General features: G+C 63.1%; 21 protein-coding genes. 10 read left to right on the top strand and 11 right to left on the bottom strand.

Annotated elements, in window-relative coordinates; genetic code table 11:
* Positions 1 to 2 precede the first annotated feature (2 nt).
* Both JG747_RS23275 and JG747_RS23270 read left to right on the top strand, forming a co-directional pair.
* Positions 3 to 1,298, top strand: a complete 1,296-nt coding sequence (locus tag JG747_RS23275; RefSeq protein WP_202360121.1) for an SDR family oxidoreductase — start codon at positions 3 to 5, stop codon at positions 1,296 to 1,298.
* The gene (locus JG747_RS23270) at positions 1,295 to 1,774 is read left to right on the top strand and encodes a DUF2269 family protein (protein ID WP_202360120.1); all 480 of its coding nucleotides are present in this window, start codon (positions 1,295 to 1,297) and stop codon (positions 1,772 to 1,774) included. Before JG747_RS23275 ends, JG747_RS23270 begins: the two co-directional genes overlap by 4 nt.
* A gap of 14 nt (positions 1,775 to 1,788) precedes the next feature.
* Here JG747_RS23270 and JG747_RS23265 read toward each other — a convergent pair whose 3' ends face one another.
* The 3 genes from JG747_RS23265 to JG747_RS23255 form a co-directional block, all read right to left on the bottom strand.
* Entirely contained in the window at positions 1,789 to 2,415 is a 627-nt protein-coding gene (locus JG747_RS23265) for a glutathione S-transferase family protein (RefSeq protein ID WP_202360119.1), read from the bottom strand.
* 80 nt (positions 2,416 to 2,495) lie between these two features.
* Positions 2,496 to 3,707 carry an NADP-dependent isocitrate dehydrogenase gene (locus JG747_RS23260; RefSeq protein ID WP_038646407.1) on the bottom strand — a complete coding sequence of 404 codons (1,212 nt, stop codon included), beginning with the start codon at positions 3,705 to 3,707 and terminating at the stop codon, positions 2,496 to 2,498.
* Positions 3,708 to 4,025: 318 nt separating this feature from the next.
* A complete protein-coding gene (locus JG747_RS23255; protein ID WP_244748200.1) occupies positions 4,026 to 5,000 on the bottom strand; it encodes a right-handed parallel beta-helix repeat-containing protein in 975 nt (324 codons plus the stop codon).
* Between the two features lie 549 nt (positions 5,001 to 5,549).
* Here JG747_RS23255 and JG747_RS23250 point away from each other — a divergent pair.
* Positions 5,550 to 6,461 (top strand): RNA methyltransferase, encoded by a 912-nt coding sequence (locus tag JG747_RS23250; protein WP_064982743.1) that lies wholly within the window; start codon positions 5,550 to 5,552, stop codon positions 6,459 to 6,461.
* Positions 6,454 to 7,242, top strand: coding sequence for a glutamate racemase (gene murI / locus JG747_RS23245; protein WP_202360118.1), 789 nt, complete (start codon positions 6,454 to 6,456; stop codon positions 7,240 to 7,242). Before JG747_RS23250 ends, murI begins: the two co-directional genes overlap by 8 nt.
* An 81-nt stretch (positions 7,243 to 7,323) precedes the next feature.
* Here the strand turns inward: murI and JG747_RS23240 are convergent, their stop codons facing one another.
* Positions 7,324 to 8,706 carry an RNB domain-containing ribonuclease gene (locus JG747_RS23240; protein WP_202360117.1) on the bottom strand — a complete coding sequence of 461 codons (1,383 nt, stop codon included), beginning with the start codon at positions 8,704 to 8,706 and terminating at the stop codon, positions 7,324 to 7,326.
* 162 nt (positions 8,707 to 8,868) lie between these two features.
* Here JG747_RS23240 and JG747_RS23235 point away from each other — a divergent pair, with 162 nt between their 5' ends.
* Positions 8,869 to 9,057, top strand: a complete 189-nt coding sequence (locus JG747_RS23235; RefSeq protein WP_010909084.1) for a DUF3008 family protein — start codon at positions 8,869 to 8,871, stop codon at positions 9,055 to 9,057.
* A 94-nt stretch (positions 9,058 to 9,151) separates the two neighbouring features.
* Here the strand turns inward: JG747_RS23235 and JG747_RS23230 are convergent, their stop codons facing one another.
* Complete coding sequence (locus JG747_RS23230; protein ID WP_027042433.1) at positions 9,152 to 9,349, bottom strand: hypothetical protein; 198 nt, start codon at positions 9,347 to 9,349, stop codon at positions 9,152 to 9,154.
* A gap of 372 nt (positions 9,350 to 9,721) precedes the next feature.
* Here JG747_RS23230 and rpsD point away from each other — a divergent pair, with 372 nt between their 5' ends.
* The 4 genes from rpsD to JG747_RS23210 all read left to right on the top strand — a co-directional run bounded on the left by rpsD (position 9,722) and on the right by JG747_RS23210 (position 12,655).
* Positions 9,722 to 10,339: a 30S ribosomal protein S4 gene (gene rpsD, locus JG747_RS23225; protein ID WP_013895883.1), complete on the top strand. Its 618-nt coding sequence runs from the start codon at positions 9,722 to 9,724 to the stop codon at positions 10,337 to 10,339.
* A 134-nt stretch (positions 10,340 to 10,473) separates the two neighbouring features.
* Positions 10,474 to 11,361: a tRNA 2-thiocytidine(32) synthetase TtcA gene (ttcA, locus tag JG747_RS23220; RefSeq protein ID WP_038652570.1), complete on the top strand. Its 888-nt coding sequence runs from the start codon at positions 10,474 to 10,476 to the stop codon at positions 11,359 to 11,361.
* Positions 11,351 to 12,178, top strand: a complete 828-nt coding sequence (locus tag JG747_RS23215; RefSeq protein WP_202360116.1) for an inositol monophosphatase family protein — start codon at positions 11,351 to 11,353, stop codon at positions 12,176 to 12,178. The genes ttcA and JG747_RS23215 overlap by 11 nt, the downstream gene beginning before the upstream one ends.
* Positions 12,179 to 12,247: 69 nt before the next feature.
* Positions 12,248 to 12,655, top strand: coding sequence for a hypothetical protein (locus JG747_RS23210; protein WP_038646420.1), 408 nt, complete (start codon positions 12,248 to 12,250; stop codon positions 12,653 to 12,655).
* A gap of 10 nt (positions 12,656 to 12,665) precedes the next feature.
* Here the strand turns inward: JG747_RS23210 and JG747_RS23205 are convergent, their stop codons facing one another.
* The 6 genes from JG747_RS23205 to JG747_RS23180 form a co-directional block, all read right to left on the bottom strand.
* Positions 12,666 to 13,934, bottom strand: a complete 1,269-nt coding sequence (locus JG747_RS23205) for a multidrug effflux MFS transporter (RefSeq protein WP_244748198.1) — start codon at positions 13,932 to 13,934, stop codon at positions 12,666 to 12,668.
* Between the two features lie 136 nt (positions 13,935 to 14,070).
* On the bottom strand, positions 14,071 to 14,406 hold the full coding sequence (gene grxD / locus JG747_RS23200) for a Grx4 family monothiol glutaredoxin (protein WP_010909091.1): 336 nt from the start codon (positions 14,404 to 14,406) through the stop codon (positions 14,071 to 14,073).
* 153 nt (positions 14,407 to 14,559) lie between these two features.
* Positions 14,560 to 14,793: a BolA/IbaG family iron-sulfur metabolism protein gene (locus JG747_RS23195; protein ID WP_010909092.1), complete on the bottom strand. Its 234-nt coding sequence runs from the start codon at positions 14,791 to 14,793 to the stop codon at positions 14,560 to 14,562.
* Between the two features lie 122 nt (positions 14,794 to 14,915).
* On the bottom strand, positions 14,916 to 15,440 hold the full coding sequence (locus JG747_RS23190) for a hypothetical protein (protein ID WP_202360115.1): 525 nt from the start codon (positions 15,438 to 15,440) through the stop codon (positions 14,916 to 14,918).
* Positions 15,437 to 17,668: a phosphoribosylformylglycinamidine synthase subunit PurL gene (gene purL, locus JG747_RS23185; protein ID WP_202360114.1), complete on the bottom strand. Its 2,232-nt coding sequence runs from the start codon at positions 17,666 to 17,668 to the stop codon at positions 15,437 to 15,439. The genes JG747_RS23190 and purL overlap by 4 nt, the downstream gene beginning before the upstream one ends.
* 162 nt (positions 17,669 to 17,830) lie before the next feature.
* A complete protein-coding gene (locus JG747_RS23180) occupies positions 17,831 to 19,243 on the bottom strand; it encodes an aminotransferase-like domain-containing protein (protein WP_202360113.1) in 1,413 nt (470 codons plus the stop codon).
* Between the two features lie 93 nt (positions 19,244 to 19,336).
* Between JG747_RS23180 and JG747_RS23175 the strand changes: the two genes are divergently transcribed.
* Positions 19,337 to 19,588 (top strand): DUF1127 domain-containing protein, encoded by a 252-nt coding sequence (locus JG747_RS23175; RefSeq protein WP_202360112.1) that lies wholly within the window; start codon positions 19,337 to 19,339, stop codon positions 19,586 to 19,588.
* The last annotated feature ends 1 nt before the right edge of the window (position 19,589 follow it).

Below are 19,589 nucleotides of genomic sequence, written 5' to 3'. Positions count from 1 at the left end.
AGATGAATGTTCTCGTCCTCGGTGGCTATGGGTTGATCGGGGACGCCGTCATTGGCCGTTTGCTTCGCGACGGTCATCATGTGACCGGCCTCGGTCGCGATGTTCAGGATGCCGGGCGACGCCGGCCGGCGGTTCGCTGGATCGCGGCGGATATGTCGAAACTGCTTGCCGCTGAAGACTGGCTGCCGGCGGTTGCGGGCATGGACGCGGTGGTCAACGCGGCGGGCGCCTTGCAGGACGGCCCACGCGACCGCCTCGACGCCGTTCACCGGGGCGCGGTGGTGGCACTCGTTGCTGCCTGCGAACAGGCCGGTGTGCACCGCTTTGCGCAGATCTCCGCGATCGGCGCCGATCTCGCTTCGGCAAATCCTTTCTTCAGCACCAAGGCGCAAGGCGACCAGGCCGTCGCAAGCTCCTCGCTGGCGTGGACCATCCTGCGGCCGGGCCTGGTGATCGCGCCCGCCGCCTATGGCGGAACGGCACTTCTGCGTGCCCTTGCGGCATTTCCGGGTTTTGTTCCGGCCGTCATGACGCGCCAGCCGATCCAGACCGTGGCGGTCACCGACGTTGCCGAAGCGGTGTCACGGGCGGTCGCCGGATCGCTGCCGCCCCGACTTGCCGTCGATCTCGTTGAAGCCAATGCCAGACCGCTCGCCGAGGTCTTGACCGCCTTGCGTGCGTGGCTTGGCCTGCAGCCCGCAAGAGTGGTGCCGATGCCTGCCATTCTCGGCCGGCTTGCGGGCGCGGTTGCCGATATGCTTGGCATTCTTGGCTGGCGGTCCCCGCTGCGCAGCGCAGCCCTTGCTGCCGTGGCGCGCGGCGTCACGGGCGACGCAGCGGCTTGGAACCGAATTTCCGGCCGTCCGCTTCAGCCGCTGGAAGCAACGCTGGCCGATATGCCCGCCAATGTCCAGGGACGATGGTTCGCCCGCCTCTGGCTGGCAAAGCCTGTCATCTTCGCTTGCCTGTCCTTGTTCTGGCTTGTTTCGGGTGTCGTCGGCCTGATCCGGCAAGAGGCAGCGGCGGATATCCTTGTTTCGCACGGCGTCTCGGCGAGCCTCGCTCACATCTTGGTTCCGGTCGGAAGTGCTGCGGATATCCTGGTTGGCGCGGCTGTCGTGGTTCGATCCCTGGCCCGGCACGCGCTGCTGGCGATGATTGCGATCACGCTGTCCTATCTGGCGGGCGCGACGCTCCTTGTCCCCGGCCTATGGCTCGATCCACTGGGACCGCTGGTCAAGACGATCCCGGCGCTTTGCCTGGTGCTGGTGGCGCTCGCGGTGCTCGACGAGCGATGAGCCTCTGGGCCGACATATTGCGCTGGGCGCATGTTATCGGCGCCACGGTTCTGTTCGGCACTGGCGCCGGCATCGCCTTCTTCATGCTAATGGCGCAACGCAGCGGACGCGCCGACCTCGTCGCCCATGTCGCGGGCACGGTCGTCATCGCCGACACGATTTTTACGGCGACCGCCGTCATCGTGCAGCCGATCACGGGCGTGCTGCTGGCTCAGGCACTGGGCTGGCCGCTCTACGAAGGCTGGATCGTTCTGTCCTTGCTGCTTTATGTCGTCACCGGCCTGTTCTGGCTGCCGGTCGTCTGGATTCAGATCCGGATCCGCAACCTGGCGCGGCAGGCGGCCATCGAAAACGCGCCGCTGCCCGCCGAAGAGAAACGCCTGTTTCGCATCTGGTTTGCTTGCGGCTTGCCGGCTTTCGCCGCCGTGCTTGCCATTCTCTGGCTGATGGTGACCCGGCCCGAGATAGGGTTTTAGCGCCGCCTTGGCTGTCAATCGGCCTTTTCGGTCATGGCAAAGGCTTGTCTGGCCGCGATGCGGTCCCACCAGGCCTGAATCTCGGGAAACTCGGCCAGCAGCTTCTGCCCGTCGGCAACCTTGAGGAAATAGGCGATGATCGGCGCGGCATGCAGGTCGGCCAGTGTCACGTGATCGCCGAGCAGCCAAGGTCCGGGAGCCTTGAGTGAGGTGAGTACCCTGAGGACCGTTTGGGCCTGGCTCAGGCCACTAGCGATCAGGGTCTCATCCGGCTCTGGCTTTTCGAGCCGCTCGACGGCAACGTCCCAGACCATGGCGCGGTAGCCATAAGCGTCGAGCATGGCCGTCATCTGGCCCATCCTGGCGCGGCCACGCGTATCGGCGGGCTGCAGCGCCGGACCGTCGAAAGCCTCATCGACATAGCGGGTAATCGCATTCGTCTCGAAAAGGCGAAAACCGTCATGCTCGAAAGCCGGGATGCGGCCGAACGGGTGATGTTCGAGATACCAGGCCGGGATGCCCTCGGCGGCGAAGATGTCGAGCGGCATGAGTTCGTAGTCGATGCCCTTCTCCTCCAGCGCCATCCGCGCGATGCGCACATAGACGCTGTAGTCCGCGCCATAGAGGATCGGCTTGGTCATGCTGTCAGCCCTTCGCTTTCGCTGGCCCAAAAAAGGCGAAGGCTCCTTTCGGAGCCTTCGGCATGTGTAAAGCTGGGTTCTTAGGCCATCGCCTTCTGCAAGTTCTCGTCGATCTTGTCGAGGAAGCCGGTGGTCGAGAGCCAGGGCTGGTCGGGGCCGATCAAGAGCGACAGGTCCTTGGTCATGAAGCCGGACTCAACGGTCTGGATGCAGACCTTTTCCAGCGTCTCGGCAAAACGCTTCAGCTCGGCATTGTCGTCGAGCTTGGCGCGGTGCGCCAGCCCGCGCGTCCAGGCGAAGATCGAGGCGATCGAATTGGTCGAGGTTTCCTCGCCCTTCTGGTGCTGGCGGTAGTGGCGGGTGACGGTGCCGTGCGCGGCTTCGGCTTCCACCGTCTTGCCGTCGGGCGTCATCAGCACCGAGGTCATCAGGCCGAGCGAGCCAAAGCCCTGCGCCACCGTGTCGGACTGCACGTCGCCGTCGTAGTTCTTGCAGGCCCAGACATAGCCGCCCGACCATTTCAGGCTCGAGGCCACCATGTCGTCGATCAGGCGGTGCTCGTACCACAGCTTCTTCGCCTTGAACTCGGCCTCGAATTCAGCCTCGTAGACTTCCTGGAAAATGTCCTTGAAGCGGCCGTCATAGGCCTTGAGGATGGTGTTCTTGGTCGACAGATAGACCGGATAGTTGCGCAGCAGGCCGTAATTCAGCGAGGCGCGGGCGAATTCGCGGATCGACTCGTCGAGATTGTACATGGCCATGGCGACGCCGGCGCCGGGCGCGTCGAACACGTCATGTTCGATCACCTTTCCGTCCTCGCCGACGAACTTGATCGTCAGCTTGCCCTTGCCGGGGAAGCGGAAATCGGTGGCGCGGTACTGGTCGCCGAAGGCGTGGCGGCCGACGATGATCGGCTTGGTCCAGCCCGGCACCAGGCGCGGCACGTTCTTCATGATGATCGGCTCGCGGAAGATGGTGCCGCCGAGGATGTTGCGGATGGTGCCGTTCGGCGACTTCCACATCTTCTTCAGCTTGAACTCCTCGACGCGCTGTTCGTCGGGGGTGATCGTCGCGCATTTCACGCCGACGCCGTATTTCTTGATGGCGTTGGCCGAATCGATGGTCACCTGGTCGTTGGTGGCGTCGCGATGCTCGATGCCGAGATCGTAATATTCGAGCTTGAGGTCGAGATAAGGGTGGATCAGCTTGTCCTTGATGAACTGCCAGATGATGCGGGTCATCTCGTCGCCGTCGAGTTCGACGACCGGGTTCGCCACCTTGATCTTCGCCATGGAAAGAATGCCTCGTTCAACAGTTGGGGGATGGCGGGTCGGCCCCGCCAGGATAGGGACTTCGCCTATAGCAAAGCGATCCGGGCGGCGCAAACCGGGGCAATGCGGAAGCAGGCCGCTGCTGGCGCAATTCCAGGAAAAGTGTGAAGCGGTTTTTCGTTCGAAATTGCCGCAAAACAAGGGGACGGAGCGGTTCGGCGTTTCCGCGAACGGTGAACCGATCCTGCAATCGTGAACAAAATCGATGCCGCACCGCCCATCGAGAGGCAGGCGGCATCGCCTTTGTTTCATGCTGCCGCACGCAGGCGGCAGGCGCGCTTATTGCAGCGGCGTGCCGCCAGGGCCGGGGAAGGCCGTGATCGGTGTGCCGTCGACCACGTTGCCGGAGATCATGTTGTTCTTGAACGACTGGACGGCGCCGCTGCCGGTGTTGCTGACCCCGGTGACATTGCCAAACACCGTCGAGGCGCCGAGAAAGGCGATGGCGCTGCCGGCGCCGCTGGCGGCGCCGTTGGCGTTGACGCCGACGCCGGCATTGGAACTGATCGTGGTGTTGACGATCGTCGCGCGTACCGACGATGCCGCGGCGACGGACTTGACCGCCACTCCGTTGCCGGTGTTGCCGCTGACCAGGCTGTCGGTCAGTGCCATATTCATGGCAGAGGTGTTGCCGGTGCCGTCGACAAGAATGCCATTGGCGCTGTTGGTCAGTTCCACCCTGGACAGGATGGCATTGATGCCAATGGCGCCAGTCGTTTTGATGAGAATGGCGCCACCGGCCGCCTCGGCTATCCGCGTATTGATCATGTAGAGTTCGCTGGCACCGTTGGGAAGAAATTCGACGCCATTGCTGGTCACCCGCTCGATGTTGCAGTCCTCGATATGCAGTTGACCTTGGCCGGTCATCCGCACGCCGTCGAGTCCGGTGCCCGCGCCGTCTATGTCGAGACCGCGAAGATGCACGACGGAGCCGACAGGCGTGTTTATGATGATGCCGTTCACGAGCGCCGAAAGCACACCGCCTTCAGTCGTTCTGCAGTCGATGGTGATGGATTTGGTGATGGTGACCGCGCCAAATCCGCCCGGGTCCAGACAGTTGATCTCGCCGGCCGTCGCCGTCTTCGAGATGGCGCCGGCAAACGTCTTGCAAGGTGCCGTTCGGCTGCATGGATCGGCATCGTTGCCGACGCCGGAAACCCAGGTGCGTGTCGCTTGCGCGGAAGCCGGAGCAATCAGGAAGACTGATGCCAGAAGCAACACAGCGATTGAAAGGAAAAATCGTAAGACGTTCATTTGCCCCTCCTGACGTTTGGCCAACACCCGTGTCGGCCATTGAAAACCCGTGTCGAAACGCTTGGGGCATAGATAAATGACAGGAGCGTGCAAGACACGCTCCGTCTTCAAAATGCATTCTCCGATACAGCTTGACCCCAAGCGGTTTTGATATTGCAATTTCCTAAGATTATGTCACAGCGACAGGCGCATCGCTGTATTTAAATATACATATAGCTAATAGGTTATTTCTGTAACCGGAAGATGTTGCTGATAAGAAGAGTAAGGCCGGGCCATCAGCGAGTATAGGGTTGGATAGCTTGTCGTCGCCAGAGTGCCGCGATGCCCACATCTCTACCATCTCTTGAGAAGAAGGAGCACATGGCTGGTCTGCTTGTACGGGCGCGTGACCATTTGCTCGAGCCCGCCGATGGAGCTAATTTGGATTTCTCGCGCAAACACAGGGGTGGCGAGACAAGGCTATTTGTCGCCAGGTCACCGACAACTCTTCAAAAAGCCGTATCGATATGGCAGGACGCGGTGACCTCGTAGCGCAATCATCTGGAACACATGACCGGAACAGACTTTCAGCGTGGCCCCGGCGGTCCGGCGATCATCCTCGTCGAGCCGCAGCTCGGCGAGAACATCGGCATGGTCGCGCGCGCCATGGCCAATTTCGGCCTGTCGGAACTGCGTCTGGTCAATCCGCGAGACGGCTGGCCGAGCGAGAAGGCGCGCGCCGCCGCCAGCCGTGCCGACCATGTCATCGACGCCGTGAAGGTGTTCGACGATCTGGCCTCGGCGCTTGCCGACCTGAATTTCGTTTTCGCCACAACCGCCAGGCAGCGCGACGGCTTCAAGGCCGTGCGCGGGCCGGTGGAAGCGGGCAGGGTGCTGCGCGCCCGCCATGGCATGGGGCAGCGCACCGGCATCCTGTTCGGCCGCGAGCGCTTCGGTCTCTACAATGACGAGGTCGGGCTCGCCGACGAGATCGTCACCTTTCCCGTCGATCCCGATTTCTCCTCGCTCAACATCGCACAGGCCGCGCTGCTGATGTCTTATGAGTGGATGAAGTCCGGCCTCGAGGACGAGACCAAGACCAATTTCACCGGGCCGCAGATGAAGCCGGCCAGCAAGGAAGAGCTGCACGGCCTTTTTGCCTATCTCGAAGGCGCATTGGAAGCGCGCGGCTATTTCCGGCCGGCGCCGAAGAAGCCCAAGATGGTCGACAATCTGCGCGCCGTGCTGACGCGCGCCGGCTTTGCCGAGCCGGAGTTGAAGGTGCTGCGCGGCATCATCTCCTCGCTTGACAGATTTTCGCCGGCAATGCCGCGCGGCGACGGCTCGCCGGGCGATGATCCAAGGCGGCTTCCGGCCGCCGCGCGCGCCGGCAAGGCAGAGGCAGATCGCCAGGCGCACAAGCCTATGGGTGACGATGAGGACACGCCGCCGCTGGGCGGCAAGGGAACCGACAATGACTGACCAGCCGATCCTGATGTTCGATTCCGGCGTCGGCGGGCTGACCGTGCTGCGCGAGGCGCGCGTGCTGATGCCGGACCGGCGCTTCGTCTATGTCGCGGACGATGCGGCCTTTCCCTTCGGCGCCTGGGAAGAACCGGCACTGCGCACCCACATACTCGAACTCTTCGCCAAATTGCTCGACCGGTTTGCGCCTGCGATTTCCGTCATTGCCTGCAACACCGCCTCGACGCTGGTGATCGATGCGCTGCGCGAGAGATTTCCCGGCCATCCCTTCGTCGGCACCGTGCCGGCGGTCAAGCCGGCGGCGGAGCGCACCCGCTCCGGTCTGGTCTCCGTGCTGGCAACGCCGGGTACGGTGAAGCGGCAATACACGCGCGATCTGATCAGCAAATGGGCGCAGAAATGCCATGTCCGCCTGGTTGGCAGCGACAGGCTGGCGGGCCTTGCCGAAGTCTATATGCGCGAGGGCTTTGTCGACGAGGAAGCCGTGCGTGCCGAGATCGCGCCCTGTTTCATGGAACATGAGGGGCTCAGGACCGACATTGTCGTGCTGGCCTGCACGCACTATCCGTTCCTGGTCAACCGCATGCGCAAGACCGCGCCATGGCCGGTCGACTGGATCGATCCGGCCGAAGCGATCGCAAGGCGTGCCCTTTCGCTCTTGCCGCCCGTCGACGGGGCGCTGCCGCAAGGCGAGCCTGACATCGCCGTCTTCACGTCAGGCAAGGCGGATTTCGCCGTCGGCCGGCTGATGCAGGGCTTTGGACTGTCCGTGAGGTAATGCATGTCGCCCAAAAGTGACCTCGGTTTTGGGAAAACGACATGCATAAAATCAAGACCCAAGCGGCGGAGCGCCAGTCGCTCAAACGGGTTCGAAGACGATGCTGCGTTGATCCGGATCGGCCGAGGCCAGCTTTAGCGTCACGCCGTCGCCCTGCCTGAGACCGGAGGCCTTTACGGTGGCAACGACAGGCATGTCGGCAAGCTGAACGCGCACGCCATGGTCGACGAAGTCGGTGACGACGGCCTTGAACGTTTCCCCTTCGCGCCCCCTGAGCATCACCGCCTCGGCAAGGTCGATGGCCGCATGGTTGATTTGCGAAGCGCGGGCATCCCCACGTCCCATCACCTTCGGCAGTCCGGCGAACGCATCGGTGACAGCCTGCGGCACGGGCTGGTCGTTGGCGATAGCCAGCGCGCAGCGCACGACATAGCGATCGGCCAATCGCCTGAGTGGCGCGGTTGCATGGGCATAGGTCGCAGCCATCGCCTCATGCCAGGGAACGACACCCTCCTGGTAGGGCTGGTAGGACGCGCCATTGCCCGCGCGGCGGATTTCCAGCATCAACGCCGCCTGTTTCGGATCAGCCGGATCGAGTGTGTGCTGGTAGTCGCGCAGGCTGGTTGAGGCCGGCCAGGACAGACCGAGCGCCCGTGCCGCGTTGCGCAGTCTCTGCACCTTGGAAGCATCCGGCCCAGACATCACACGGAACAAGCCGGTCTTGTGCGCGAACATGGCGTCGGCGATCGCCATATTGGCGGCCAGTGAAAGCGCGGCGTTGTCTTGTTCGGATTGCAGGATCGGTCTGAACGAAAGCCGGAAGCTGCCATCGGCAAGCCTTTCCACCTCCTGCTCGGGCGGGTCGACGCGGGACGCGCCGCGACGCTCTTCGTTTGCCGCCATGCGCCGCGCCATTTCGGCGAAGTCGGCCGGAACGTCGGAAGCCTTTACGCTATCATAGGCGAGCTTCGCGCGGCTTTGGATGATTGCCCGCTCCGCACCGTCCAACTTTACCGCGCCATCCTCAGCGACCCGAACGGTGAAGATCACGGCTGGACGTGGTCCGTCAGGCAACAGGCTCGCCGCGCCCTCGGCAATTGCCGGCGGATAGAGCCCTGCCTTGCCGTCCGGCAGGTACAGCGTCTCGCCTCGCGTCCAGGCTTCGCGATCCAGCGCGTCGCCGTCCTCGACGAACCATGCAACGTCGGCAATGGCATAATACAAGAGAAGATCGCCGCCGCTTGCCTCGATCCAGAACGCCTGGTCAAGATCGGTGGAGGCCGCCGGATCGAGCGTAACGAAGGGCATGTCCGTTCGATCGGCATGCTGGTTCGGCACGCGTCTGGCCGCCGCCTCCGCCGCGGCCATCACGTCAGCCGGAAATCCATCCGGCACGTGGAATTCGGTGCGGATTTTCGCCAGGCCGGTGGAGAGCGCTTGTGAGGGGTCTGTCAGAGACTTCATGCAGCCGTCCTACACCAGGGTTTCGGACACGGGAAGGCTGCCGACGAATTCGCCAAAGCTGGCTGCCTGACCGGCGGCGATCGGACGAGAAACGGGGCCATCGGCACTGGAACCGCCGCCGAAGAGCGGCGTTTCCCTGCCTGATAGCAAAGGAGAACCGCCATGCCAGCCACCTCGAAAGCCCAGCAGAAAGCCGCCGGCGCCGCACTCTCCGCCAAGCGCGGCGAGACGAAAAAGAGCGAGCTCAAAGGCGCTTCCAAAGGAATGTACGAATCCATGAGCGAAAAGCAGCTTGAGGAATTCGCCGAGACCAAGCGCAAGGGGCTGCCTGAAAAGAAGTCGAAAGACTGAGGGTCGTTCGCGAAACGCCGGCCCAGCAAACAAGGCCCGCAGCGGAACCGCGGGCCTTGTTTCTAATGCAAAGTCCGTAGGCGGATGTTTTGCCTTACCAGCGATGGCAGCGCCGTATACGCTCGACGATCACCCTGCGGTGGCCATGCCGCCACACCACTCTTTTCTTCACGATGATGCGGCAGACCTGTTTATGGCCGTGCCAATGGCGCGCCATGGCCGGTTCCGGCGCCACCGCCATCGATCCGGCCAATACCGCGGCACCGGCCAAGGTAAGGAAGAACTTCTTCATGCTGATTGGACTCCTCTAGCTCCAGATCCCTTCCTGGTGCCGTTGGCGCAAACCTCCCGCCACATCCGGCATCGCATAACGTCGTGAACGCTATAGGGTTGCGTTGCGCCGCGCCACTCACAAGCTTGACACCGGTTAAATCTCGGTTTAACCAGCCGCCAACGCCGGGCAGCGATGTCCGGTGTTTGTTTTGTATGCGCAAGACCGGTTGCCTTGGTTTCTGGTTTTGTTTGAACTGACGTGTCCCGTGGGTTTTCCGCCGCGTTGCGTGGGAAAACCCTGTCAGGTCTCGAAAACGGAGGCCAGAGGAGGGCGCGTTTCCTTCACCCGGACCATGAGGTGCCGGGTGTGTTGTTTTGAAAAGGGAATGCGATGAGCAAGCGCGAATCCGCGAAATACAAGATCGACCGTCGTCTCGGCGAAAATATCTGGGGCCGCCCGAAGTCCCCGGTCAACAAGCGTGAATACGGCCCCGGCCAGCACGGCCAGCGCCGCAAGGGCAAGCTTTCCGACTTCGGCCTGCAGCTGCGCGCCAAGCAGAAGCTGAAGGGTCACTATGGCGACGTTTCGGAAAAGCAGTTCCGCAAGGTCTATGAAGAGGCCGACCGCCGCAAGGGCGACACCTCGGAGAACCTGATCGGCCTGCTCGAATCGCGTCTCGACGCGGTCGTCTACCGCGCCAAGTTCGTGCCGACCATTTTCGCGGCCCGTCAGTTCGTCAACCACGGCCACGTCAACGTCAACGGCAAGCGCGTCAACATCGGCTCGTACCGCTGCAAGCCGGGCGACGTCGTCGAAGTGCGCGAAAAGTCGAAGCAGTTGGTCATCGTCCTGGAATCGGTCGGCCTCGCCGAGCGCGACGTACCGGACTACATCGAAGCCGACCACAACAAGATGGTCGCGACCTTCTCGCGCATCCCTGGCCTGGCGGACGTTCCGTTCGCGGTCCAGATGGAGCCGAACCTGGTCGTCGAATTCTATTCGCGCTAAGCGAACGCTTTTTAGCGATACCGAAAAGGCCGCCCTCGAGGCGGCCTTTTTGTTTGGTGCATCCGCTTTGCCGTTTCGATTTTCCGGCCAATGCGCTAATCCGGGCGGACATTACATTCCGGGGCCGCCGCGCCATGAACATGCTGCCAGACATCGAGACGCTTGAGCCGACCGCCGAAGGCGGCTCCCACCCGCTGTTCGCCGATGTGCCATCCTCGGTCGAGTTCAACAAATTGCGCAAGCGGCTGCTGCGGCTGACCCGCCAGGCGATCGAGGATTTCGCGATGGTGGAGCCGGGACAGCGCTGGCTGGTCGCGCTGTCGGGCGGCAAGGATTCCTACGGCCTGCTTGCCTTGCTGCTCGACCTCAAATGGCGCGGGCTGCTGCCGGTCGAATTGCTGGCCTGCAATCTCGATCAGGGCCAGCCGAATTTCCCCAAGCACATCCTGCCCGACTATCTCAACGCCAACGGAATTGCCCACCGCATCGAGTACCAGGACACCTATTCGGTGGTCACCGACAAGCTGCCGCAAGGCAGCACCTATTGCTCGCTCTGTTCACGGCTGCGGCGCGGCCATCTCTACCGCATCGCGCGCGAGGAGGGGTGCTCGGCACTGGTGCTCGGCCATCATCGCGAGGACATTCTCGAAACCTTTTTCATGAACTTGTTCCATGGTGGCCGTCTCGCCGCCATGCCGCCAAAGCTGCTCAACGACGAAGGCGACGTCATGGTGCTGCGGCCGCTGAGCTATTGCGCCGAGATCGACCTCGAAAAATTCGCCGCGGCGATGCGGTTCCCGATCATTCCTTGCGACCTCTGCGGCAGCCAGGAAGGTCTCCAGCGCAACGCCATGAAGGCGATGCTGGAGGATATCGAAAAGCGCATGCCCGGCCGCAAGGACACCATGATCCGCGCCCTGTCCAACACCAGGCCGTCGCATCTCCTCGACAGGAAACTGTTCGATTTCGCCGCCCTGAACCAGACCCTCATCACAGGACAAGACGCATCCGATGACATTTGACGACAACGCGATCGACTGGCTGGCCAACCTGCTGGCCGAGGCCGCCGACACCGAAATCATGCCCCGCTTCCGCCGGCTGGGCGATGGCGACGTCAGGCAGAAGACCTCAGCCGCCGATCTGGTGACGGAAGCGGACGTCAACGCCGAGCGGCTGATCACCGCCAGGCTGCGCCAGCGTTATCCCTCGGCCATGGTTGTCGGCGAGGAAGCCTGTTCCGACGACCCGACGCTGCTCGATGGCCTGGGCGACGCCGATCTGGCCTTCGTCATCGACCCGGTCGACGGCACCTTCAATTTCGCCTCCGGCGTGCCGCTGTTCGGCGTCATGCTCGGCGTCGTGGTCAAGGGCGAGACGGTCGCCGGCATCATCCATGATCCGGTCGGCAAGGACTGGCTGATCGGCGCCAAGGGTGCGGGCAGTCATATCCGCCATGCGCATGGTACGCTGGAGACAGTGCGGGTTGCGGCGAGCGCGCCGATCGCGCAGATGACCGGCGCGGTTTCCTGGCAGTACATGGCCGAGCCCGACCGCACGCGGCTGGCCTGCAACCAGACCAAGACGCTGTCGCAGTTCAACTACCGCTGCGCCGCCCACGAATACCGCTTGCTGGCGAGCGGCCATGGCCATTTCGTCGTCTACAACAAGCTGATGCCATGGGATCATCTGGCCGGCGTGCTGATCCATGCGGAGGCCGGCGGCCATGCCGCGCGCTTCGACGGCACAGCCTATCTGCCGTCGCATGTCGGCGGCGGCCTGCTGGTCGCCCCCGATCCTGAAAGCTGGCAGGAGTTGCGCCGAGAGCTGTGGGCTGGGTAGGATCACTTCCAGAGGCCGGCGCTTGACCGTGCGCGGCCCAAGAGTTGGTGCTTTCGCGCAGGCCCTCGGATGAAACCTCGGTTCGCAATTTTCGCGGCGGCTCTCGCTGCCGTCTTGTTTGCAAGCGCCAACACGGCAATCGCGCAAGAGCGCCCCTGCCACAGCACCGATCCGGTCGACACCCTCAAAGAGATGTCGGAGGCTATCTATGCCTGCTGGATGCCGCCAGCGGGAACCGCGGGCATGTCGCTGACGCTGCAGTTCTCGCTGCGCCGCAACGGCACGCTGATCGGCAAGCCTCGCGCCACCTATTCGGATCTGGGGACCAATCCGCAACTCAGCCGGGCCTTCGTGGCATCCATCCTCAAGGCGCTCGACGATGCGCTGCCATTGCCCTTTTCGGACAGTATGGGCGGTGCAATCGCCGGGCGCACGCTTGCGCCTCGATTCACGGCGGCACTTGTAGGTGCATCCTGACGCACGTGGTCTAATGCAGGTCGGTGACATGCCCTGAAATGGGTGGATTGTGCGGCTGGAACATCTTGCCGCGCTCAGCGATGAGGATCATCAGCAGCGCCGCGACCGAGACGCTGCAGAATCCGGCGGCAAGCGGCGTCACCGTGCCGTTGAAAGCCTGGCCGATCAGCGTGCCGAGAATGCCGCCGAGAAACGTCTGCATGAAACCCAGTATGGACGATGCCGTGCCGGCCAGTTGGCCGAGCGGCTCCATCGCCAATGCGTTGAAATTGGCGCCAAGCGCACCGAAGGGAAGCATGGCGCTGGCAAAGAAGGTGATGAACAGCCAGAGCGGCATCTTGATTTCCAGCGAAACCACCAGCCAGGCCAGGCTGATGACCAGAAACAAAAGCAGCGCGCTCTGCGACAGCCGGCGCATGCCGATGCGGCCGACAAGCCGCGAGTTCAGGAAATTGGAGAAGGCGAGCACGCCGGCGACCCCGGCGAAGATGACCGGGAACATCTCGCCGACGTTGAAGATGCCGACATAGATCTGCTGCGCCGAGGCGATGAAGCCGAACATGGCGGCGAAGATGAAAGTGCTGGCAAAGGCGTAGCAGAGCGCGATGCGGTTGGTGAGCACGATGCGGAATCCGCCGAGGACGGTGGAAACCGTCAGTTGCCGGCGATATTCGGGCCGCAGCGTTTCAGGCAGGCGCAGCAGCGACCATGCCGACACGATCAGCGCGCCGACGGCCATGGTGACGAAGATATAGTGCCAGGTCGCGAACAGCATGATGAACTGGCCGATGCCCGGCGCAATGACCGGTATCGCCATGAACACCATGAAGATCAGCGACATCACCTCCGCCATGCGCCGGCCTTCGAACGTATCGCGCACGATCGAGACCGCGATGACGCGCGTGGCCGCCGCGCCGATGCCTTGCACGGCGCGGCACATCAACAGCGTTTCAAAGCTTGGCGCGATGGCGGCGGCCGCGGCTGCCGCCACATAAATGATCAGCCCGGCGACGAGCGGCGAGCGGCGGCCGAACCGGTCGGAGATCGGCCCGAAGAACAGCTGGCCGCCACCAAAACCCAGAATGTAGGCGGTGACCACATATTGCCGGTGGTTTTCATTCTCAACGCCGAGCGAGGCGCCGATCTGCTGCAGCGCCGGCAGCATGATGTCGATGGCCAGCGAATTCAGCGCCATCAGCGCCGCGCACAGCGCAATGAACTCCCAGCGCGGAATAGGCAGTTTGCTTGCCGATTGCGGCGCTGTTGATTGCTGGTCCACGGCAAGTCCGATCTCTCAAACGAAAACGCGCCGGCGGGCCGGCGCATTGGCTCGTCTTGGTCCCGATACCGGGACATAAAGATTGCCGAGGTGGGGTGCCCCGGTGTTCAATGAAGTCGTTACGACATGCCCAAAATCAGGCGGCGCCTTTGACGCTGACGCCCTTTTCGACCAGGAAGGTCTGCAACTCGCCGGCCTGGAACATCTCGCGGACAATATCGCAGCCGCCGACGAATTCGCCCTTGACGTAGAGCTGCGGGATCGTCGGCCAGTTGGAATAGTCCTTGATGCCCTGGCGCAGTTCAGCCGAATCCAGGACATTCACGCCTTTGTAGTCGGCGCCTATATAGTCGAGGATCTGGACTACCTGTCCGGAAAAACCGCACTGCGGAAAACCGGGCGTGCCCTTCATGAAAAGCACGACGTCGTTGCCCTTCACTTCATTGTCGATGTAGTCGTTGATACCGCTCATGGAATATCCTTTCACGCCTGTGGGAGTCAGGCTCGAAGCATGTCTTTCAAATAAACCCATAGGTTGCCCGAAACAAGACATTAGCCGCGCCATGGCCGAAATGGCGCAAAGGATGGGCGGGTTTGGGCCAAGCGGGTGTTGGCCGGAACGGCCTCAGTCGGGAACGCTGGTCTGCAGCGCAAGTGCGTGCAGCACGCCGCCCATATTGCCCTTCAGCGCATCATAGACCATCTGGTGCTGCTGGACGCGGCTTTTTCCCCGAAAGCTCTCGGCGACGACTTCAGCCGCATAGTGGTCGCCGTCGCCGGCGAGGTCGCGGATCGTCACCTTGGCGTCCGGAATGCCGTCCTTGATCAGTTTTTCGATGTCGTGGGCATCCATTGCCATTGCAGAATTCCTATTTCGGGCGGGCGGCAATGTGGCCGCCCTTGCGATGAGAGTCGGGGTAAACCTAAAGCCTTTCCGGCCGCGATTGAAGCCGTTCCATCCGCCGCCGGCGCGATTGTCGCCTAGGACGCATTCTCCTCCGGATCGACCGCATCGGCCGCTGGGTCGTCTTCGCGCATCGAGAAGGTGCGGCCAAGACTGAAAACCAGGATATAGAGGGGGATGTTGACCGCAAGATTGGCGATCGGCAGGTAGCCGGTGATCTGCCAGACGGGCGAGAAGAACGGTTGGCCATAGCCGTCGCAGACAAGCGACGAGCCATATTCCCACAAGGCGCCCAGAACGGCCGCGACGGCGAAAAGCTTGATGCAGGTGACGATCCGGTTTGTTCGTGCCGGGTCCGGCAGAAGCCGGTTCCAGAATACCAGACAGACGATCGGAACCGCATAGATGAGGTTCTGTAGCCCCAGCATAGGCAGCGTGCCGTTGGCCGCGTCAAGGAACTCGGCGCGCGTTTCCAGCCGCGGGCAAACCTCGCTCGAGGTTGTCGACAACAGGAAAAAGACGAACGGCCCGAGGAACCAGAAGAAGAACAGCGACGGCCAGAAAACGACTGCAAGCAGCGCCCGGGCAGCCAGTGTGCTCAACTGGCCTGGTCCATGAAGCGCGGGAACCAGCCTTCATGGGCGGCCTTCAAAGCGCTGACCGGGATTGCCCTGGCATCGCCGAGCTTCAGCGCATCGCCTCCGGTCGAGCCGATCCACGGCGCGAAGATGCCGAGTTCGCCCTGCTGCTTGCGGATGGCGTCCCATTCCTCGCCATGCGGGTCGATCGACAGCGTCAGCAGATAGCGGCCCTGATCCTCGCCGAACCACACGGGGATCGGATCGGTGCCGACAAGGCCGGGAACAGTCGCGCCGATGCCCGACGCCATCGCCATTTCGGCCAGCGCCACGGCGATGCCGCCATCGGAAACGTCATGCGCTGCAGTGACGATGCCGGAGGCGATCAGCGTGCGCACATGGTCGCCGACGCGCTTCTCATGCGCGAGGTCGACCGGCGGCGGCGGACCGTCGGTGCGGCCATGGATGTCCCTGAAATAGACGGACTGACCAAGATGCGTGCCCCAGGAGGCTGGCGCGCCGACCAGCAGGATCATCTGGCCCTCAGCCGCAAAGCCGATGCGCACCATCTTCGACCAGTCAGCGATCAGCCCGACTCCGCCGATGGTCGGTGTCGGCAGGATGCCCTGGCCGTTGGTCTCGTTGTAGAGCGAGACATTGCCCGACACGATCGGGAAGCCGAGCGCGCGGCAGGCGTCGCCGATGCCTTTCACCGCGCCGACCAGCTGGCCCATGATTTCGGGCCTTTCCGGATTGCCGAAATTGAGGTTGTCGGTCGCCGCCAGCGGCAGTGCGCCGGTGGCTGTCAGGTTGCGCCAGCACTCGGCCACGGCCTGCTTGCCGCCTTCATAGGGATCGGCTTCGCAATAGCGCGGCGTCACGTCCGACGAGAAGGCGAGCGCCTTGGTCTCATGGCCTTCCACCCGCACCACGCCGGCATCGCCACCGGGAAGCTGCAGCGAATTGCCCTGGATCAGCGTGTCGTACTGCTCCCAGACCCAGCGGCGCGACGACAGGTCCGGTCCGCCGAGCAGCTTCAGCAGCGCATCGGCAACATCGGCCTGCGGAATGTCGTTGGCGGCGAGCGGCGCCGGCTTCTTCGGCTCGATCCAGGGGCGGTCATATTCCGGCGCCTTGTCGCCGAGATCCTTGATCGGCAGATCGGCGACCTGGTTGCCCTGGTGCAGCACGCGGAAGCGCAGATCGTCGGTGGTCTTGCCGACAATGGCGAAGTCGAGGCCCCATTTGTGGAAGATCGCCTCGGCTTCCTTTTCCTTCTCGGGGCGCAGCACCATCAGCATGCGCTCCTGGCTTTCCGACAGCATCATCTCGTAGGCGCTCATGCGCTCCTCGCGCACCGGCACCTTGTCGAGATCGAGCTCGATGCCGAGGTCGCCCTTGGCGCCCATCTCGACCGCCGAACAGGTGAGGCCGGCCGCACCCATGTCCTGGATGGCGATGACGGCGCCCGAGGCCATCAGCTCGAGGCAGGCCTCGAGCAGGCACTTTTCGGTGAAGGGGTCGCCGACCTGCACGGTCGGGCGCTTCTCGTCGATCTTGTCGTCGAACTCGGCCGACGCCATGGTGGCGCCGCCGACGCCATCGCGGCCGGTCTTGGCGCCGAGATAGACGACCGGCAGCCCGACGCCCTTGGCTTCCGACAGGAAGATGGCATTGGTCTTGGCGAGGCCCGCGGCAAAAGCGTTGACCAGGATGTTGCCGTTGTAGCGGGCGTCGAAATTGACCTCGCCGCCGACTGTCGGCACGCCGAAGGAATTACCGTAGCCGCCGACGCCCGAAACCACGCCGGCGACGAGATGCCTGGTCTTGGGGTGGTCAGGCGCGCCGAAGCGCAGCGCGTTCATCGCCGCGATCGGTCGTGCGCCCATGGTGAAGACGTCGCGCAAAATGCCGCCGACGCCGGTCGCCGCGCCTTGATAGGGCTCGATGAAGGAGGGGTGGTTGTGGCTCTCCATCTTGAAGACGACGCAGTCGCCGTCCCCAATGTCGACCACGCCGGCATTCTCGCCCGGCCCCTGGATGACCTGCGGTCCTGTCGTGGGCAGCGTGCGCAGCCACTTCTTGGAGGATTTATAGGAGCAGTGCTCGTTCCACATTGCCGAGAAGATGCCGAGCTCGGTAAAGCTCGGCTCGCGTCCGACGAGGTCCAGGATGCGCTGATATTCGTCGGGCTTCAGCCCATGCGCGGCAATGAGCTCTGGGGTGATCGGCACGGAATTGGAAATGGTCATGGGCGGTGATTTATGTCCATGGAGCGGGGATTTTGAGTCCCCTCTTATCGCAAGCTTTGCAGCCGATACACCCGTCGACGAGCGAAAAACGCACGAAAACTCGACAAAGCCACAGGGCAGTCCGAATGGGTGGTATTCCCAGGCGCCCAAGGCGCTCGAGGTTCAGGAGAAGCTGTCGTAGCCGGCGCGGCCTTCGTCGAGGAGACGGCGGATGACGGCGACGCCGTCGGCGACATCGCCCCGCTGTTTCGGCTGCGAAGTACCGAAGCGGACGCCATGAAAGACCTGTTCGGAGCGGCCGGCCTTGAACTCGTCCTCGTCGTCTATCAGCACGCCATGTTCGAGACAGGCATTCTTGAAGGTGCCGGAAAGCCATGGGTCGGGCAAAGTCAGCCAGACAAAGGGCACCTTGTCGTGTGACTTGAACGCGAAGCCGGCCAAGGTCTCGCGCACGATCGCGATGCGGGCGCTGATTTCGGCGATGCTGCGCTTGCGGATATCGCCGGCCTGACCGGAAAGCACCAGCCTTGTGTTCACCTCCGCCAGCAGGAAGGGCATGCCGCCAGTGATCATCTTGTGGGCGATGCGGATCCGGTGGCGATAGGCGGGAGGACAGGAGAGCCAGCCGCCGCGGATTCCGGCCGCCACCGATTTCGACAGGCCGCCGGCGACGATCGTTCTCTCCGGGGCATATTCAGCGAGCAACGGTGTCGGATCGTCGGTCAGGTGGCCGTAAAGATCATCCTCGATCAGGATGACGTTGTATTCGCGCGCGACACGCGCGATCGCCTCGCGGCGCCCGGCGGACAGTGTCGTCAGGGTCGGATTCTGCGTCGTCGGCATCAGGAAGATCATCCTCGGGTGCTTTTGCGCGCAGACGCGCTCGAAATCGGCCGGGTCGAGGCCTTCGTCATCCGACGCCACCAACGCCGTGCGCCGGCCGATCAGTCCGGCGCTACGCGAGATCTGCGAATAGGTGAGGTGTTCGAAGGCGACATAGTCGCCCGGCGTGGTGAGTGCGGCGATCGCCGCCATCACCGCGGCATGGGTACCAAGCGTCGGAACGATGCTGTCGGCGGCCGGGCGGAAGGTGTTTCTCGACAGCCAGCGGGCGCCGGCTTCGTACCAGCGGGCAGGAAAATCGCGCGTATAGCTCGAGATTTCATGGGGATGATCCTGCGCGGTGCGCGACAGGACTTCGGCGACGATAGCGCCCTGGCCGACATCGGGCGCCGCCGTGCTGTCGAAACGCAGCTTGTCCTGGGGCGCATCGACATAGCGCGTGCCTTCCACGCTGACGTCGGGTGTCTCCGGTTTCACGCCGTCGGCGCGCCGGCCAAGCACATAGGTTCCACGCCCGACTTCGCCGCTCACCAGCCCGCGCTCACGCAGCAATTGGTAGGCTCGGCCGACCGTGCCAACCGTGGTGCCGATGTCATAGGCGAGGTCGCGCTGCGGTGGCAGTTTTGTCCCAGCGCCGATCACGCCCTGGTCGATGCCCGCTTCAACGGAGTCCGCAAGGCGTTGGTAGAGCGGTCCGGCGCCGCCGGTCAGATCTGGAAGCCAATTTGTCATGGTGACAATTTTCTATATTGCACCGAAATATGAGTCAATACATATCAATCGCGCACCAAAATGGGTGCAATTGAGAGTCTTGGCAGAAAGAAAATGGATACAATCGCGACAATCCGCCATTCCAGAGGCGCGGTTCCAGGCGAGGCGCTGCGTCCGGCCGGCCAGCGAGGCTTTGTCGGCCGTCTGGTGCGTCTGGTCAGCTCGCTGGCACGATGGATCGGCCATTTGCTGGAGCGCCGGCGCGGCCGGCTGGCTTTGCTGGAGATGACCGACGATCAGCTCAAGGATATCGGCATCTCTCGCTGTGATGCCCATCGTGAGGGCATCAGGCGCTTTTGGGAATAGA

Source organism: Mesorhizobium sp. 131-3-5 (genome assembly GCF_016756575.1).
GTDB classification, from domain to species: Bacteria; Pseudomonadota; Alphaproteobacteria; order Rhizobiales; family Rhizobiaceae; genus Mesorhizobium; species Mesorhizobium jarvisii.
This window is presented reverse-complemented; position numbering and strand designations above follow the sequence as displayed.